11 protein-coding genes are annotated in these 15,334 nt (G+C 73.5%); 6 read left to right on the forward strand and 5 right to left on the reverse strand.

The annotated features are described in order from the left end of the window. Positions 1-33 precede the first annotated feature (33 nt). Both ACIGZJ_RS14010 and ACIGZJ_RS14015 read right to left on the reverse strand, forming a co-directional pair. Positions 34-1,689, reverse strand: coding sequence for a GMC family oxidoreductase N-terminal domain-containing protein (locus tag ACIGZJ_RS14010; RefSeq protein WP_396457409.1), 1,656 nt, complete (start codon positions 1,687-1,689; stop codon positions 34-36). Next, positions 1,686-2,255, reverse strand: coding sequence for a DUF5987 family protein (locus ACIGZJ_RS14015; protein WP_392932311.1), 570 nt, complete (start codon positions 2,253-2,255; stop codon positions 1,686-1,688). Before ACIGZJ_RS14015 ends, ACIGZJ_RS14010 begins: the two co-directional genes overlap by 4 nt. A 469-nt stretch (positions 2,256-2,724) precedes the next feature. Here ACIGZJ_RS14015 and ACIGZJ_RS14020 point away from each other — a divergent pair, with 469 nt between their 5' ends. Continuing rightward, positions 2,725-3,525: a helix-turn-helix domain-containing protein gene (locus ACIGZJ_RS14020; protein WP_396457410.1), complete on the forward strand. Its 801-nt coding sequence runs from the start codon at positions 2,725-2,727 to the stop codon at positions 3,523-3,525. Positions 3,526-3,629: 104 nt separating this feature from the next. On the opposite strand, the gene ACIGZJ_RS14025 is transcribed toward ACIGZJ_RS14020, so the two are convergent. From ACIGZJ_RS14025 to ACIGZJ_RS14035, 3 genes are read right to left on the reverse strand one after another with little or no spacing between them, the layout of a single operon-like run. Beyond that, positions 3,630-4,994: a cytochrome P450 gene (locus ACIGZJ_RS14025; RefSeq protein WP_396457411.1), complete on the reverse strand. Its 1,365-nt coding sequence runs from the start codon at positions 4,992-4,994 to the stop codon at positions 3,630-3,632. After that, positions 4,991-5,974, reverse strand: a complete 984-nt coding sequence (locus ACIGZJ_RS14030) for a DUF1702 family protein (RefSeq protein WP_396457412.1) — start codon at positions 5,972-5,974, stop codon at positions 4,991-4,993. The genes ACIGZJ_RS14025 and ACIGZJ_RS14030 overlap by 4 nt, the downstream gene beginning before the upstream one ends. Positions 5,975-6,017: 43 nt before the next feature. After that, positions 6,018-6,989 (reverse strand): DUF1702 family protein, encoded by a 972-nt coding sequence (locus ACIGZJ_RS14035; RefSeq protein WP_396457413.1) that lies wholly within the window; start codon positions 6,987-6,989, stop codon positions 6,018-6,020. A 287-nt stretch (positions 6,990-7,276) separates the two neighbouring features. On the opposite strand from ACIGZJ_RS14035, the gene ACIGZJ_RS14040 reads away from it, so the two are divergent. The 5 genes from ACIGZJ_RS14040 to ACIGZJ_RS14060 are packed head-to-tail and all read left to right on the forward strand — an operon-like array spanning position 7,277 to position 15,321. Next, a complete protein-coding gene (locus ACIGZJ_RS14040; protein WP_396457414.1) occupies positions 7,277-13,081 on the forward strand; it encodes a type I polyketide synthase in 5,805 nt (1,934 codons plus the stop codon). After that, entirely contained in the window at positions 13,081-13,533 is a 453-nt protein-coding gene (locus tag ACIGZJ_RS14045) for an acyl-CoA thioesterase (RefSeq protein ID WP_396457415.1), read from the forward strand. The genes ACIGZJ_RS14040 and ACIGZJ_RS14045 overlap by 1 nt, the downstream gene beginning before the upstream one ends. Continuing rightward, a complete protein-coding gene (locus tag ACIGZJ_RS14050) occupies positions 13,530-14,117 on the forward strand; it encodes a flavin reductase family protein (RefSeq protein WP_392932325.1) in 588 nt (195 codons plus the stop codon). Before ACIGZJ_RS14045 ends, ACIGZJ_RS14050 begins: the two co-directional genes overlap by 4 nt. Next, positions 14,114-14,293, forward strand: a complete 180-nt coding sequence (locus tag ACIGZJ_RS14055; protein WP_396457416.1) for a hypothetical protein — start codon at positions 14,114-14,116, stop codon at positions 14,291-14,293. Before ACIGZJ_RS14050 ends, ACIGZJ_RS14055 begins: the two co-directional genes overlap by 4 nt. Beyond that, complete coding sequence (locus ACIGZJ_RS14060; RefSeq protein ID WP_396457417.1) at positions 14,278-15,321, forward strand: NAD-dependent epimerase/dehydratase family protein; 1,044 nt, start codon at positions 14,278-14,280, stop codon at positions 15,319-15,321. Before ACIGZJ_RS14055 ends, ACIGZJ_RS14060 begins: the two co-directional genes overlap by 16 nt. Positions 15,322-15,334 lie beyond the last annotated feature (13 nt).

Genomic DNA, 15,334 nt, shown 5'->3' on the forward strand with positions numbered 1-15,334 from the left:
TTGACGGTGTCCGGGTGCGCCCGCTGGGCACGGTCAGCCGTGCTGCCGCTTGGCGGCGAGCGGGAGGACGGTCCGGCGCGCGGTGTCGCCCGCGCCCGGGCCGGGGGCTCCGTAGCCGACCTTGACGCCGCGCTGCTGGGCGGCCCGGACGATGCCGGGGATGGCGCGCTCGGCGAGCGCGGAGATGGTCAGTGCCGGGTTGACGGTCAGTGCGCCGGGCACGGCGGAGCCGTCCGTGACGAAGATGCCCGGGTGGCCGCGGAGTTCGTGGCGGTCGTCCAGGGCGGAGGTGGCCGGGTCGTCGCCGATCCGGCAGGAGGCCAGCGGGTGCACGGTGTACGCGCCGACCAGGTCGTTGGTCCAGGGCATCACCCGGGCGAGGCCGTCCCGCTCCAGGATCGACTTGACCACGGCGTCGGTCTCGTCCCAGGCGCGCAGCGTGTTGGGCGTCGGGCGGTAGCTGAGCGGGCCGGTGCCCAGCATCTGCTGGGAGATCCGGGTGGCGTTGCCGGTGGGCGGCGGCGGGCCGAAGACCCCCTCGTTGTCGTCCTCGATCATGGTGAAGACGGTCAGCCAGGACTGCCACTGCCGGACCAGGTCCTTCTTCTCCACGCCGAACCACGAGGGGCCGGCCGCGTCGGGCACCTGGGCCAGGATGGTGCCGAAGCCGGGAGGGAAGTAGAGCTGCTCCAGCGAGTACCGGTGGTACTCGGGCAGGTTGCCGTCCAGGTTGTCCCAGCTGGCGACCACCGGGCCCTTGCCGATCTGGTTCGCCGCGTACGCCCGGCCGTCGCCGCGGTCCAGGCCGAGCAGTTCGGCGGCCTTCTCCTCGTTGATGACGGCGGTGTTGAGCCGTTCCCCGTTGCCGGAGAAGTAGCGGCCCACCGCGTACGGCATCGGGCCGAGCTCGGCCTCCGAGCGCTTGAGGATGACGGGTGTGGCGCCCGCCCCGGCGGCCAGCACCACGATCTTGGCCTCGATGACGCCGTGGCCGACCTGCTCCCGGTAGTCGACCTCGTCCACCACGTTGTAGTGCACCCGGTAGCCGCCGTCGTCGGTCCGCTCGAGGCGCTGGACCTCGTGCAGCGGTCGGATCTCGGCGCCGTGCGCGAGCGCGCCGGGCAGGTAGTTGAGCAGCAGGGAGCGCTTGGCGTCGAAGCGGCAGCCCGCCATCATCCAGTTGCAGTTGGTGCACTTGGTGTTGTCGACCGCGACCGGGACGGGATTGGCGGTGCGCCCGGCGTGGTCGCAGGCGGCCGCGAACAGCCCGCCGGCGAAGCTGACGTCCTTCCAGTCCTGCTTGGTGATCGGCAGGGCGTCCGTCACCACGTCGTACCAGGGGTCCAGGGTGTCGCGGTTGATCGCGGCGGGCCACATCCGCCGGCCGATTCCGCCGCGGCGCTCGAAGACGAACCGCGGTGCGCGGGGCATCGCGGCGAAGTAGACGACGCTGCCGCCGCCGACGCAGTTTCCGCCGAGCAGGCTCATGCCGTCGCCGACCACGAAGTCGAAGATCCGGGTGTAGGACGAGCCGAGCAGGAAGTCGTGCTCGAAGTCGTCGGCTTTCAGCCAGGGTCCGCGCTCCAGCACGACCACCTTCGCGCCGCCCGCGGCGAGGTGGTAGGCCGCGATGGCGCCGCCGAATCCGCTGCCGACCACCAGGACGTCGGTGCGCTCGCTACTGCTCATGCCGGGCTCCCTGAGGCCGTAGTGTCCGGGTGCGAGTCGGCCAGCTGGCGGCCGTAGGTGAAGTCCGAGAACCGCCAGAGGCCGTCGGCGCCGGGCTTGCTGAAGCCCATCGCGGTGAGCCCCGGGTGGTCGTCCGCCATGGCCTCGGAGGTGTGCCGGTGGGCGCCGGTGTCGTAGGCCATGTTGCAGAACAGCGCCAGCAGGACCCACAGCGGCCGCTCGGGGTGCGCGACCGCGGTCAACCGCCGGACCAGCTCGGTGCGGTGGACGAAGGGAAGTGCGACGAAGGCCGGTACGGACGCGTCCAGGTCCAGCGCGTGCTCGGCCGCGTAGGTGTCGGCGTGCGCGTTCAGCGCGACGGCGAAGTTGGGCAGGTCGGGGGCGAGTCCCGTCCCCGGCAGCTCCAACAGGTCGATGGCGCCGGCGACCACCGCGCCACCGCCCTCGGCCGCTCCGGCCACCGCACGGTCGGTGGGGGAGCGTTTCTCGCCAGGGACGATGGTGTCCGCGAACGCTTCCAGGGTGATCGTCCTGCCCTGCTCTTCTTCTGAAGTGCCGGATGGCAACGGCTCTCCTCCTGTTCATCGGCGGTGCCGCATTGGGCAATAGGGGAATCGGCCGGTCATTAACCGGGGCCGAAGTTTGAAACCGACTGGAGCCGGAAAGACATTTCTACCGGCACGTACGGTGCGTTGGCCGGTCGTTTCCCGCCCGGTATGGTTTCGCAGCCTCCATCGTGCTGACGAGGCGCTCAGGCTGCATCTTCCGCGTTGCTGCCTGGCTTCGGGAGGATGGCCGGAGTGTAAAGTTACCGGCCAGTATGGCCATTATCGATCGTTGGTCGAGCACAATCGCACTGCTATGGTATTTAATCAACAATCGACCCGAAGCGCCCGCGTCCGGTTGTGTAAGAGGGGACGTTTGTGGTCGATGGCCGATGGGCAGCTCTCGGATTCGCGATGTCCGAGAGGCATCGGTATGGAGTGTTTCCCGGAAAGTTTTCACTTCTCCGGACAGCCCTGTACTGGAGGTTCGATGGACGACCCCAGAACCACCACGAAGTCGGCGATAGAGCAGGCCGTCTTCCGCGCCGTGGAGGCCATGAGCGCGAATATCGGTGAGCCGCTCACGATTGACGACATGGCACGCACCGCGATGTACAGCAAGTTCCATTTCTCGCGGGAGTTCCAGCGGGTCACCGGTGTCTCCCCGCGGCGTTTCCTGTCCGCTCTCCGGTTGCAGGAGGCGAAGCGATTATTGGTCGAGACGGCGATGACCGTGACCGAAATCAGCCACCGTGTGGGCTACACCAGCGTGGGCACTTTCAGCTCCCGCTTCGCCAGCAGCGTGGGAGTCTCCCCCACCGCGTACCGCCAGCTCGGTGGATTCACCACCGAGATCAGGACGCAGAACCAGCCGGTCGTGCGCGAGGGCGGCCGCAGTTCGACGTTGTACGGCGAGGTGCGGGCACCGCTCACGGGAGATCTCGGACTCATCTTCCTGGGCCTCTTCCCCGGTCGGATCCCGCAGGGCCGCCCGGTGGGCTGCGCGATACAGACCAGGCCGGGCCCGTTCGTGTTCGAGAACGTCCCGTCCGGCACCTGGTACCTGCTCGGCCATTCCGTCCCCCGGGGAATGGGCGAGAAGATGGTGCCGGACCAGCAGGTCTGGGTCGCCTCGGTCGGCCCGATCGAGGTCCGCCCGGATGTGCCGGTGCTGCCGATCGACTTCCGTTTCCGTGCCAAGCGCACCCTGGACCCGCCGGTCCTGCTGGCGCTGCTCGACGTGCGGCCGGAGGCGATCTGGCGCAGTGAGGTGACCAATAGGGCGGGCTGAGCGCCGGCCCCGCAGAACGGAACAGCGGTGCGGCCGAAGATCCGGCCGCACCGCTGTTCCGGTGTGTGGCGAGGTCGGCGCGCCGAAAAGCCGGCGCGCCAGGGTCAGCGCATCGGGTGCGCCGTCATCGGCAGTCCGCCGCGCACGCGCAGCGAGAGCATCGGCTCGGCCACCACGCGGTACCCGGGGACGAGGCTCAGCCGCAGTTCACGGGAGAGCAGCGCGACGGTGAACACCGCCTCCATCAGCCCCAGGCTGTTGCCGACGCAGAACCGCGGTCCGGCGCCGAACGGGATGTAGGCGTACCGCGGCCGCCCGCCCGAGTGCTCCGGGTCGAAGCGGTCCGGTCGGAACTGCTCCGGTGCGTCCCAGAACTCCGGGTGCCGGTGCAGGGTGTACGGGCAGATCAGGACGTCCGCGCCGGCCGGCACCGGGTACCCGCCGATCTCGTCGGCGGCCTGGGCCTGGCGCGGCAGGATCCACACCGGCGGGTACAGCCGCATGACCTCCTCGACGACCTGCATCGTGTAGGTCAGCCGGTGCAGGTCCTGGTACTCCGGCAGCCGGTCGCCGAGCACCTCCACCGCCTCGGCGTGCAGCCGCTCGCGGACCTCGGGGTGCCGGTCCACGAGGTAGAGGGTCCAGCCGAGCGTCGAGGCCGTGGTCTCGTGCCCGGCCAGCAGGAGCGTGGTCAGCTCGTCGCGCATCCGCTGGACGCCGACCCGCGGATCGGGCTCCGCCCGGGTGGACGTCACCAGCCGGGCGAGCGCGTCCTCCTTGCCGGCCAGGTCGCCGGTGCGGGCCACCCGCTCCGCCACCAGGTGGTCGACCGTCTGCTCCAGGGTCTGCCGGGCCCGGCGGAAGCGCAGCTGGTGCGGCAGCGGCACCCACATCGGCACCGAGCTCATGGTGACCATCTCGAACATCGCCTGGTCCTGCACGGCCTCGAAGGCCTCGCCGAGGCCGTGCACGGACCCGAGGTCGGCGTCCAGGAGGGTGCGTCCGAGGACCCCGAGGGTGAGGGCGGTGAACTCGTCGACCACGTCGACCGGTCCGCCGCCCTCGAAGGTCCGCAGCCGGGCGACGAGCTTGGCCGCCTCCTCGGCCACGATCCCGGCCTGTTGTCCGATCCGCTTGGCCTGGAAGGCCGGCTGGACCACCTTGCGCTGCTTCTGCCAGAGCGCGCCCTCGCTGGTCAGCAGGCCGTCGCCGAGGGCGCGCCTGGCCTGCTGGAGGCCGATGCCCTTGTGGTAGTTGGCGGCGTGGTCGGCGAGCACCCGCTTGGCGTGGTCCGGGTGGTTGAAGAAGTACAGGGTCTTCGGGCCGACCCTCATCCGGACGGCGTCGCCGTACCGGCGCGCCGCCGAGGTCATCAGGGCGAGCCGGTCCCCGGCCAGCTGCCGCAGCAGGCCGGGCATCTCCCGGCGGGCGGGGCCGGGCATCGGCCCGGCGGTACGGGGCTTCGTCATGGCCGGTCGACACCCCCCGGCGCGGCGAACTCGGCGGCGATCGCCTGCCGCCAGACCTCGTAGGCGGGCTTCCCCGCCGTCGCGACGGCGGCCTGCCGGGCGTCGTGGGTGACCTGGGCGGCGTCGGCCGGCGACTGGCCGCAGAGGATCCCGGTGGCGACCGCGGTGTGCGGCACCAGCAGCCCGGCCCGGATCCTCGCCTCGGCCGCGAAGGCGCTACCCTGGGCGACCATCGGCTGGTGCACCCCGGCGCGCTCGCGCAGCACCAGCAGCTCGTCCTGCTCGGCGCCGCCCGCGTAGCTGGCCGCCAGTCCGGCGCCGCTGTAGAGGTCGCCGCGGCGGTGCTGCGGGAACTTCTCGATCATGGTCGCGACCAGGTCGGCCTCGGTGCCGCCGATGAACCACAGGGCCCGGCCGATGCCCTGGTCGATCGCGTTGGGGACGTAGCCGGGGTGGTCGTGCGCCGGCCAGGGCAGCCCGACGTCCTGGTACTGGCCGTGGACGTAGCGCTCGGTGCGGAAGTACGCCTGGTGGAACCCGTAGCCGTCCAGGACCAGCCAGCGCAGCAGCGGGTCGATCCGGTCGATGTCGGGCCAGCGGAACCGGGGCAGCCGGGCCATCGCCCAGCCGACCCCGACGTACACCATGTAGTTGTGGCGGTCGCCGCGTCCGGCCAGGAACCGGTCGATCGAGCCCCGGCCGCCGAACGGCAGGCCGTCGAGCATCGCGAAGCCCATGCCGGCGCCCTCGTAGGCGAATCCGCGGAACTGCGTCGGGATGCGTTCCATCAGCTCCTCGGCCTCGACCGTGGTGCGGGCCTCCATCGCGTGGCCGTAGCCCTCCAGGAACGTCCGGCCGACGGTTTCCAGGAGGTCCTGCGCAGCTCGGTTCTTCTTGTGGAAACCGCGGGTGTCGAGCAGGGTTTCCCGGGTGTTCGGGGTCAGTATCCGGCGCCTCAGCGCGCGCCAGGAGTTCGGCACGGAGTGCTCCTTCCATGGTTTTCGGACGGGGTCGGGAATTCCTTCAGCCGAGATCGGAGAACTCGTTGCGGACCCGGCTCCGCCACACCTCGTAGGCGGGGTGCGAACCGTCGCCGGAATGCGCGGTGCCGTCGTCCGCGATCTTCACCGCCTGCTCGACCGAGCGGCCGGTCAGCACCTCGATGGCGGCCGCCGAGTGCGGCGGCACGTAGCCGGAGTACTCCCTGGCGCGGATCGCGAAGACGGCGCCCTGGGCCAGCTCGGCCCGGCGCTCGCCGGCCGCCGAACGCAGCGTGGCCAGGCCCTCGTTCGGGCAGCCGCCGGCGAAGGTCGCGGCCAGCCCGACCCCGCTCCACAGGTCCGGCTGCCGGTGCCCGGGGAACCGCCCGACCGCCGCCGCCACCTGCTCCGGGTGCCCGCCGTGGATGAACCACAGGGCCCGTCCGACCCCCTGGTCCACCGCCCGCGGGAAGTACTCCTTGGAGCCCTGCCAGGCGTAGGGCGCCGGCACGTACTGCCGGTCCACCCAGCGCCCGGTGTCGAAGTAGGCGCGGTCGAAGGCGTAGCCGTCCACCGCGAGCCAGCTCATCACCGGGTGGTAGGGCGTCCCGGACAGGTCCGGCAGCACCTTCCTCCAGAGCGGCCGCGGCAGCCGGGCCATCGCGAATCCGATGCCGATGTAGGCCAGGAAGACGTGCGGCTGGCCCGGGCCGAGCAGGAGGTCCCTGGTCCGGGTGCCGCCCGCGGTGGCGTCCAGGACGGTGAAGGCCATCACCGCGCCCTCGTAGGCGAACCCGCGCTGCTCCGGCTCGACCAGGCTCAGCCGGCGCTCGATCTCCCACTGGTCGCGGACGTCCATGCCCCACTCGAAGCCGCAGACCACCGCCTGCGGCACCGCCTCCAGGTGCCGGGTGGCCTCGGTCGGGGCGACCGGGAAGCCGCGCCGGGCGAATGTCACCTCTGCCAGCTGCGGTGCCAGTACCAGCCGTCGCATTGATCCGAGCAGTGTCGGCACTATCGTCTCCTGCCCTTGCCATGAGGGGTGGGGGAGTCTCCATGCTGGGTGTCCCGTCGGCCGGCGCGCTTCTCCCGTCTTGCGCTGGTCGCGGGCGGGCCGGGCCGCCGCGGCGGGAAAAATTACGGCGTTATGCGATAACCCTGTGATAATCCTGTTATGTAAAAACAGTTCGATGCATAACGATGGAAAGCATGCTGGAAGAAGACCGCCGCGGTGCGCGGCGGGCATGCTCGATCCGATCGCTCCAGGTCATTCGACTGGCGAAGTTCGGAGGCGATAAACAAATGGACAACAGCCGGATAGCAATCATCGGAATCGGGCTGCGTTACCCGGGAGCGGCCGGGCCGGAGGAACTCTGGGAGGACATCCTCGGCGGCCGCCGGGCCTTTCGGCAGCTCCCCGACGAGCGGATGAACAAGGCCGACTACTGGTCTCCCGACCCGGCCGCGCCCGACCGCTTCTACGCCGCCAAGGCGGCGGTCCTGCGCGACTACGAGTTCGACCGCATCGCGTACAAGGTGGCGGGCAGCACCTACCGCTCCACCGACCTGACCCACTGGCTCGCGCTGGACACCGCCGCCCGCGCACTGGCCGACGCGGGATTCGCCGAAGGCACCGGGCTGCCCAACCGGACCACCGGCGTGGTCATCGGAAACAGCCTCACCGGGGAATTCTCCCGCGCCAACCTCATGCGGCTGCGCTGGCCGTACGTCCGCCGCACGGTGGCCGCCGCACTCCAGGCCAAGGGCTGGGACGAGGAGGAGACCGGGAGTTTCCTGCGCGAACTCGAAGGCCGCTACAAGGCGCCCTTTCCGGAGATCGACGAGGACACCCTGGCCGGCGGTCTCGCCAACACCATCGCGGGGCGGATCTGCAACTACTTCGACCTCGGCGGTGGCGGCTACACCGTCGACGGCGCCTGCTCCTCCTCGCTGCTCTCGGTGGCCACGGCCGCCGGCGCTCTCGCCCGCGGCGACCTCGACCTCGCCGTCGCGGGCGGCGTCGACCTCTCCATCGACCCCTTCGAGGTGATCGGCTTCGCCAAGACCGGCGCGCTGGCCACCGGCGAGATGAAGGTCTACGACCGCGGCTCCAACGGCTTCTGGCCCGGCGAGGGCGCCGGCATGCTGGTGCTGATGCGCGAGGCCGACGCCGTCGCCCAGGGCCGCCGGATCTACGCCACCGTCACCGGCTGGGGCGTCTCCTCCGACGGCAAGGGCGGCATCACCCGGCCCGAGGCCGACGGCCACCGGCTCGCGATCGCCCGCGCCTACCAGCGCGCGGGGTACGGCGTGCAGACGGTCTCCTACTTCGAGGGGCACGGCACCGGCACCGCCCTCGGCGACGCCACCGAGATCGCCGCCCTGTCCGCCGCCCGCCGGGCGGCCGACCCCGCCGCCCGCCCGGCCGCGCTCAGCACGGTCAAGGGCAACTTCGGGCACACCAAGGCGGCGGCCGGGGTGGCCGGCCTGATCAAGGCCGCCCTCGCGGTGCACCACCAGGTGATCCCGCCGGCCTCCGGCCACCACGACCCGCACCCCGGCCTGCTCGGCGACGAGGCCGCGCTCTACGTGCCGAGCGAGGCCGGACTCTGGCCTGCCGACCAGCCGGTCCGGGCGGGCGTCTCCGCGATGGGCTTCGGCGGCATCAACACCCACGTCGCCGTCGAACAGGCCCCGGGCGCCGCCCGCCGCGGCGAGCTCGACCCCGGCACCCGCGCGATCGTCGCCGGACGCCAGGACGCCGAGCTGCTGCTGCTGGACGCCGAGGACGCCGCCGGGCTGCGCGAACGCGCCGAGCGCCTGAGCGCCACGGCCGCCAAGCTCTCCTACGCCGAACTCGCCGACCTGGCGGCGCAGCTGGCCGCACAACTGGCCGACCGGCCGCTGCGCGCCGCCGTGGTCGCCGCCTCCCCCGAGGAGGCCGGGCGCGGCCTGCGCTCGCTGGCCGGCCTGCTCGACGAGGACTACGACGGGCGGCTGGTCTGTGCCGAGGGCGTCTACCTGGCCCGGCCCGAGACCGCCCCCAGGATCGCCTACCTCTTCCCCGGCCAGGGCTCCGGGCGCGGCACCGTCGGCGCCATGCGGCGGCGCTTCGCCGCGGCCGACGAGGTCTACCGCGGCGCCGGACTGCCCACCGGCGGCGACCAGGTGGCCACCGAGGTCGCCCAGCCCCGGATCGTCAGCGGCTCGCTGGCCGCGCTGCGGGTGCTGGCCGAGCTGGGCATCGAGGCGGACACCGCGGTCGGCCACAGCCTGGGCGAACTGACCGCCCTGCACTGGGGCGGCGCGCTCGACGCCGAAGGGGTGCTCCGGCTCGCGGCCGTCCGCGGCCGGGTGATGGCCACCGCGAGCAAGGGCGGCGGGGCGATGGCCGGCCTGGCCACCGACCCCGCCCGGGCCCGCGAGCTCGCCGCGGGCGAGGACACCGTGATCGCGGGCTACAACGGCCCCAGGCAGACCGTGATCTCCGGCGCCGCCGACGCGGTCGAGCGGGTCTGCCGGGCGGCCGCGGCCGCCGGGGTCACCGCCACCCGGATCAACGTCTCGCACGCCTTCCACTCACCCCTGGTCGAGCCCGCCGCCGGGGCGATGACCGACCGGCTGGCGGAGTTCGACTTCGCGCCGCCGGTGCGCACCGTGGTCTCCACCGTCACCGGGGAGCCCGTCGAACCGGCGGCCGACCTGCGGGCCCTGCTGCGCGACCAGGTGCTCCTCCCGGTGCGGTTCCACGAGGCCGCCGCGAAGGCCGCCGCCGAGGCCGACCTGGTCATCGAGGTCGGGCCGGGCCGGGTGCTCACCGGACTGCTCGCCGAGATCGCCCCCGGACGGCCGGTGCTGCCGACCGACACCGACAGCGCCTCGCTGACCGCGCTGCTGCGGGTCCTCGGCGCCGCGTACGCCGCGGGTGCCCCGGTGCGCACGGCCGCGCTCTTCGCCGACCGGCTGGTCCGCCCGCTGGACCTCGACCGGGAGCCGGTCTTCCTGGCCAGCCCCTGCGAGGCCGCGCCGGCCAGCGACCTCGGCCGCCCGGCCGCGGAGGAGGAGGCCCCCGCGCAGGACGCCGGGACCACTGGCGACGGCGAGTCGGTGCTCGAACTGCTGCGCCGCCTGGTGGCCGACCGGGTGGAGCTCCCGCTGGAGGCCGTCACCGCGCACACGCACCCGCTGGACGACCTGCACCTCAGCTCCATCACCGTCGGGCAGATCGTCAACTCGGCCACCAAGGCGCTGAATCTGCCGCTGCTCGCGGCGACCCCCAACTACGCCACCGTCCGGCTCGGCGAACTGGCCGAGATCATCGGCCAGTTGGCCGAGGACGCGGAGGAGGGCGGCAGCCCGGCCGGCGAACTGCCGGGAGTGGCACCCTGGGTACGGCCGTTCGCGCTCGACTACGTCGAGACCGCGCCGGTCCGGGAGGTGCCCGACGCCGGTGTGGTGCCCGGGCAGTGGACCGTGCACGCCGCTCCCGGCCACCGGCTGGCCGAGCCGCTGCGGGACGCCCTCGCCGCGTCCGTCGGCGGCGGCGGTGTACTGCTCTGCCTGCCCGCCGAGGACGGCGCCGACCAGGTCGAACTCCTGCTGACAGCCGCCCGCGAGGTGCTCGCCGCACCCCCGGGGACCAGGTTCGTCCTGGTACAGGGCGCGCTCGGGGCCGCCGGCCTCGCCCGCACCCTGCACCTGGAGTCCCCGGACACGACGGTCACCGTGGTCGACCTGGCGGACCCCGACCCGGCCGAGGACCTCGACCGGACCGTGGCCCGGGTGGTCGCCGAGACGGCCGCCAACCCCGGGTACACCGAGGTCCGCTACCGGGCCGACGGCACCCGGACCGTCCCCGTGCTCACCGCCCGCCCGCTGCGCCCGGCGGAGCCGTCCGCGACCCCGCTGGACGCCTCGGACGTGCTGCTGGTGACCGGCGGAGGCAAGGGCATCACCGCCGAGTGCGCGCTGGCCATGGCCGGCGACTCCGGCGCCGCCCTCGCCCTGATCGGCCGCGCCGACCCCGCCGAGGACGCCGAACTCGCGGCCAACCTGGAGCGGTTCGCCGCTGCCGGGGTCCGCCACCGCTACGAGCGCGCGGACGTCGGCTCCGCCGAGCAGCTGTCCGCCGCGGTCGCCCGGATGGCGGACGCACTCGGACCGGTCACCGCCGTGCTGCACGGCGCCGGCCGCAACGAGCCGGCCGCGCTCACCGGGCTGACGCCGGAGCGGTTCCGGGAGACCCTGGCCCCGAAGGTGGCCGGCCTGCGGAACGTGCTGGCCGCCGTGGACCAGGACCGGATCAAGCTGCTGATCACCTTCGGCAGCATCATCGGACGGGCGGGCCTGCGCGGTGAGGCGCACTACGCCACCGCCAACGACCGGATGACCGAACTGACCGTGCGCTTCCGGGACGAGCACCCGCAGTGCCGGGCGCTGGCCCTGGAGTGGTCGGTCTGGTCCGGCGCCGGGATGGGCGAACGGCTCGGCGTCGTCGAGGCGTTGACCCGGGCCGGCATCACCCCGATCTCCACCGAGAACGGGGTCGAGATCCTCCGCCGGGTGCTCGCCGACCCCTCGGCCGGGCCCGTGCTGATGGTCAGCGGCCGGACGGGCGGACCGCCCACGCTCAACCTGCCCGCCGCCGAACTGCCGCTGGGCCGCTTCGTGGAACGCGTCGCGGTGCACTACCCGGGCGTCGAGCTGGTCACCGAGGCCGAGCTCTCCGAAGGCGCCGACCCGTACCTGGGCGACCACCTGCTGGAGGGCGACCTGCTCTTCCCCGCGGTGCTCGGCATGGAGGCCATGACCCAGGTCGCGGCCGCGGTCGGCGGGCACGACGGGCCGCCCCTGCTGGAGGACGTCGAGTTCCGCCGGCCGATCGTGGTGCGGCCCGGGGGCTCGACCACCATCCGGCTGGCGGCCCTCGTCCGGGACGGCGAGACGGTCGAGGTGGTGCTGCGCAGCGAGGAGACCGGCTACGCCGCCGACCACTTCCGGGCCGTCCTGCGCTTCCCGCGCCCGGAGCCGACCGACGAGCGGCCGCCCGTCGAGGAGCGGCTGCCGGTCGTCCCGGTCGACCCGGTGACCGAGCTCTACGGCGGCGTGCTGTTCCAGGGCAAGCGGTTCCAGCGGCTGATGGCCTACCGGCGGGCCGCGGCCCGGCACGCGCTGGCGGAGATCTCCACCAGCACGCCGGCCGCCTGGTTCGCGGGCTTCCTGCCGCAGCCGCAGCGCCTGGCCGACCCCGGCACCCGGGACGCGATGATGCACGCGCTGCAGTGCTGCGTCCCGGACGCCACCCTGCTGCCGGAGAGCATCGGGCGCCTGTGGCTCGCCGACCCGGCCGAGCAGAGCAGTGACTACGTGCTGCTCGACGCCCGCGAGCGGGAGCAGGACGGCGACCGCTACGTCTACGACCTCGACGTGCGGGCCCCCGACGGCCGGCTGGTCGAGCGCTGGGAGGGCCTGGCGCTGCGCGCCGTCCGCCGGCGGGACGGCGCCGGACCGTGGGTGCCCTCGCTGCTCGGCTCCTACCTGGAGCGGTCGCTGGAGCGGGTGCTCGGCGGAAGCCGCGCGGTCGTGGTCGAGCCGGACCCGGAGGGCGGGGCCGACCGGCGCGCCCAGTCCGAACTGGCGGTCGGCCGGGCGCTCGGCAGGCCCGTCGAGCTGCACCACCGGCCCGACGGGAAGCCGGAGGTGGCCGGAGCGTCGGTCTCCGCCGCGCACGCCGCGGGGCTGACCTTCGCGGTGGTCGGGCAGGGACGCCTCGGCTGCGATGTGGAGAGCGTGGTGGAGCGCGGCGCCGAGGACTGGGCCGGGCTGCTGCCGGCCGGCCTGCTCGCCGTCCGGGACCTGCTCGCCGCCGAGACCGGTGAGTCCGCCTCGACGGCCGGGACCAGGATGTGGGGGGCGCTGGAGTGCCTGCGCAAGACCGGGGCGACGAGCGAGGCGGTCACCCTGGAGCGGGTCCACCCCGACGGCTGGGTGGAGCTCGGCGCGGGGGACGCCAGGATCGCCACCTGGGTCACCGCGGTCAACGACCGGCCCGAGCCGGTGATGTTCGCCGTCCTGATCGGAACCGCGCTGAACGGAGGTGCGCGCTGATGGCCGACTACTACGAGATCCGGCACGTGGTGGGCTTCGAGGAGACCAACCTCGTCGGCAACGTCTACTACGTGAACTACCTGCGCTGGCAGGGGCGTTGCCGGGAGATGTTCCTCAAGGAGAAGGCGCCGGGGGTGCTGGTCGACCTCCAGGACGACCTCAAGCTCTTCACGCTGAAGGTGGAGTGCGAGTTCTTCGCCGAGATCACCGCCTTCGACGAGCTGTCCGTCCGGATGCGGCTGGACGAACTGACCCAGACGCAGATCCAGTTCAGCTTCGAGTACGTGCACCTGACGGACACCGGCGAGCACCCGGTCGCCCGCGGCCGCCAGCGGATCGCCTGTATGCGGGGCCCGAACACCGCGACCGTCCCGGCCCGGGTGCCGGAGGAGCTGCGGCAGGCCCTGGCGCCGTACGCGACCGGGGTGGCGATGGCGGGGAGGGCGCGGTGAGCGAGGACGCGGTCCGCGGCGCCGCGGTGGCCGAACCCTCCGGCGGCTGGCCGCCGCCGTGGGAGCCGCGGCCGGTCCGCGAGCAGGACGGCGCCGGGCGCAGCGCGCTGCGGGATGCGATGGCCCGGTTCGGGACCGGGATCACGGTGCTGACCACGGGCGGCGCGACCACCCACGGGATGACCGCCAACGCCTTCAGCTCGGTGTCCCTCGAACCGCCCATGGTGCTGTGCTGCGTGGCCCGGACGGCGGAGATGCACGAGGCGATCGTCTCCTCGCGGTCCTTCGCGGTCAACGTGCTGGGCGGCCGCCAGGAGCGGATCGCCCGCCACTTCGCCGACCGGCGGCGGCCGCGCGGCGTGGCCCAGTTCGAGGGGATCGACTGGTGGCCGGGCAAGCACACCGGCGCGCCGCTGTTCGCGGGCTCGCTCGCCTGGCTGGAGTGCCGGCTGGTCGAGGTGCACGACGGCGGCGACCACTCGATCTTCCTCGGCGAGGTGCTGGAGGCGGAGTGGAGCGCCGAGAGCGAGGCGCTGCTCTTCCTGGGGGGCGGCTTCCACCGGCTCGGTTGGGAGCCCCGGTGACGGCCCGGCGCGAGGGCGGGCGGCGGGCCCGGCGGGCCGAGGGGAGCGCCAAGCCGGCGGCCGGTCAGGCCGCCAGGCCGCCGGAGGCCGCGGTCGGCCGGGCGCTCGCCGCCTGGCCGGTCCTGGGGGAGCGGCTCCTGGAGATGGAGGAGTTGACGCGATGCTGGTCGCTGTGACGGGCGGCACCGGCTTCGTCGGCGCGCATTCGGTGGCCGCTCTGCTGCGGCGCGGCCACCAGGTGCGGCTGCTGGTCCGGGACCGGTCCGCGGTGGCCCGCGCGCTGGCGCCGCTCGGGATCGATCCGGCGGCGGTCGAGACGGTGGTCGGCGAGGTCACCGACCGGCGCCGGGTGGCCGAGGCCGTCCGCGGTGCGCAGGGCGTCCTGCACGCCGCGTCGGTCTACTCCTTCGACAGCCGGCAGCGGGAGGCGATCGGGCGCACCAACGAGCACGGCACCGAGCTGGTGCTCGCGCAGGCGCTGCGGGCGGGCGCCGAGCGGATCGTCCACGTGTCCAGCGTGGGGGCGCTGTTCCCGACCGGCGGTGCCCCGCTGCGCGAGGAGAGCCCGGTCGGGGCGCCCGCCGAGCCGTACCTGGCGAGCAAGGCCGCGGCGGAGCGGATCGCCCGGCGGCACCAGCAGGACGGTGCCCCCGTGCTGATCAGCTATCCGCCGGCGCTGCTCGGGCCGCACGATCCCCGGCTCGGCGACCAGACGGCCCGGCTGCGCGACGTGCTGCGCGGGCTGATGCCGGTCTGGCCGCTCGGCGGGTTCCCGGTCGGCGACGTCCGGGACACCGCCGCACTGCACGCCGAGCTGATGACCGCGCCGCGGACAAGGCCGGACCGGTACTTCGGTCCGAGTGCGTTCCTGCCCACCCGGCAGTACGTGCGGACGCTGCGGGAGGTCACCGGGCGGCGACTGCCGACGGCCTTCCTCCCGGCCCGGGCGGTGCTGCCGGTCGGCCGGCTGGTCGGGCTGCTCCAGCCGTACTGGCCCTGGCACCTGCCGGCGGAGTACGGGGCGGTGTACACCTGCGTGCACGCCACGCCGGTGGACGCCGCCGCCGGCACCGCCGGGCTGCCCGCCCGGGGCGTCGCCGAGACGATGGCGGACACGGTGCGCTGGCTGCACCGCAGCGGCCGGCTGACCGATCGGCAGGCCGGTCTGCTCGCGGCCCGGAGGGGGCCGGAGCCGACCGGCTGAGGCCGGGCCGGCC

This window comes from Kitasatospora sp. NPDC052868 (assembly GCF_044547105.1).
Lineage (GTDB): Bacteria > Actinomycetota > Actinomycetes > Streptomycetales > Streptomycetaceae > Kitasatospora.

What these genes read in the sequence shown, in the direction of transcription:
- ACIGZJ_RS14010 (WP_396457409.1), bottom strand. Translation starts at nt 1,689, where the DNA reads ATGAGCAGTAGCGAGCGCACCGACGTCCTGGTGGTCGGCAGCGGATTC.
- ACIGZJ_RS14020 (WP_396457410.1), top strand. Translation starts at nt 2,725, where the DNA reads ATGGACGACCCCAGAACCACCACGAAGTCGGCGATAGAGCAGGCCGTC.
- ACIGZJ_RS14025 (WP_396457411.1), bottom strand. Translation starts at nt 4,994, where the DNA reads ATGACGAAGCCCCGTACCGCCGGGCCGATGCCCGGCCCCGCCCGCCGG.
- ACIGZJ_RS14040 (WP_396457414.1), top strand. Translation starts at nt 7,277, where the DNA reads ATGGACAACAGCCGGATAGCAATCATCGGAATCGGGCTGCGTTACCCG.
- ACIGZJ_RS14045 (WP_396457415.1), top strand. Translation starts at nt 13,081, where the DNA reads ATGGCCGACTACTACGAGATCCGGCACGTGGTGGGCTTCGAGGAGACC.
- ACIGZJ_RS14060 (WP_396457417.1), top strand. Translation starts at nt 14,278, where the DNA reads ATGCTGGTCGCTGTGACGGGCGGCACCGGCTTCGTCGGCGCGCATTCG.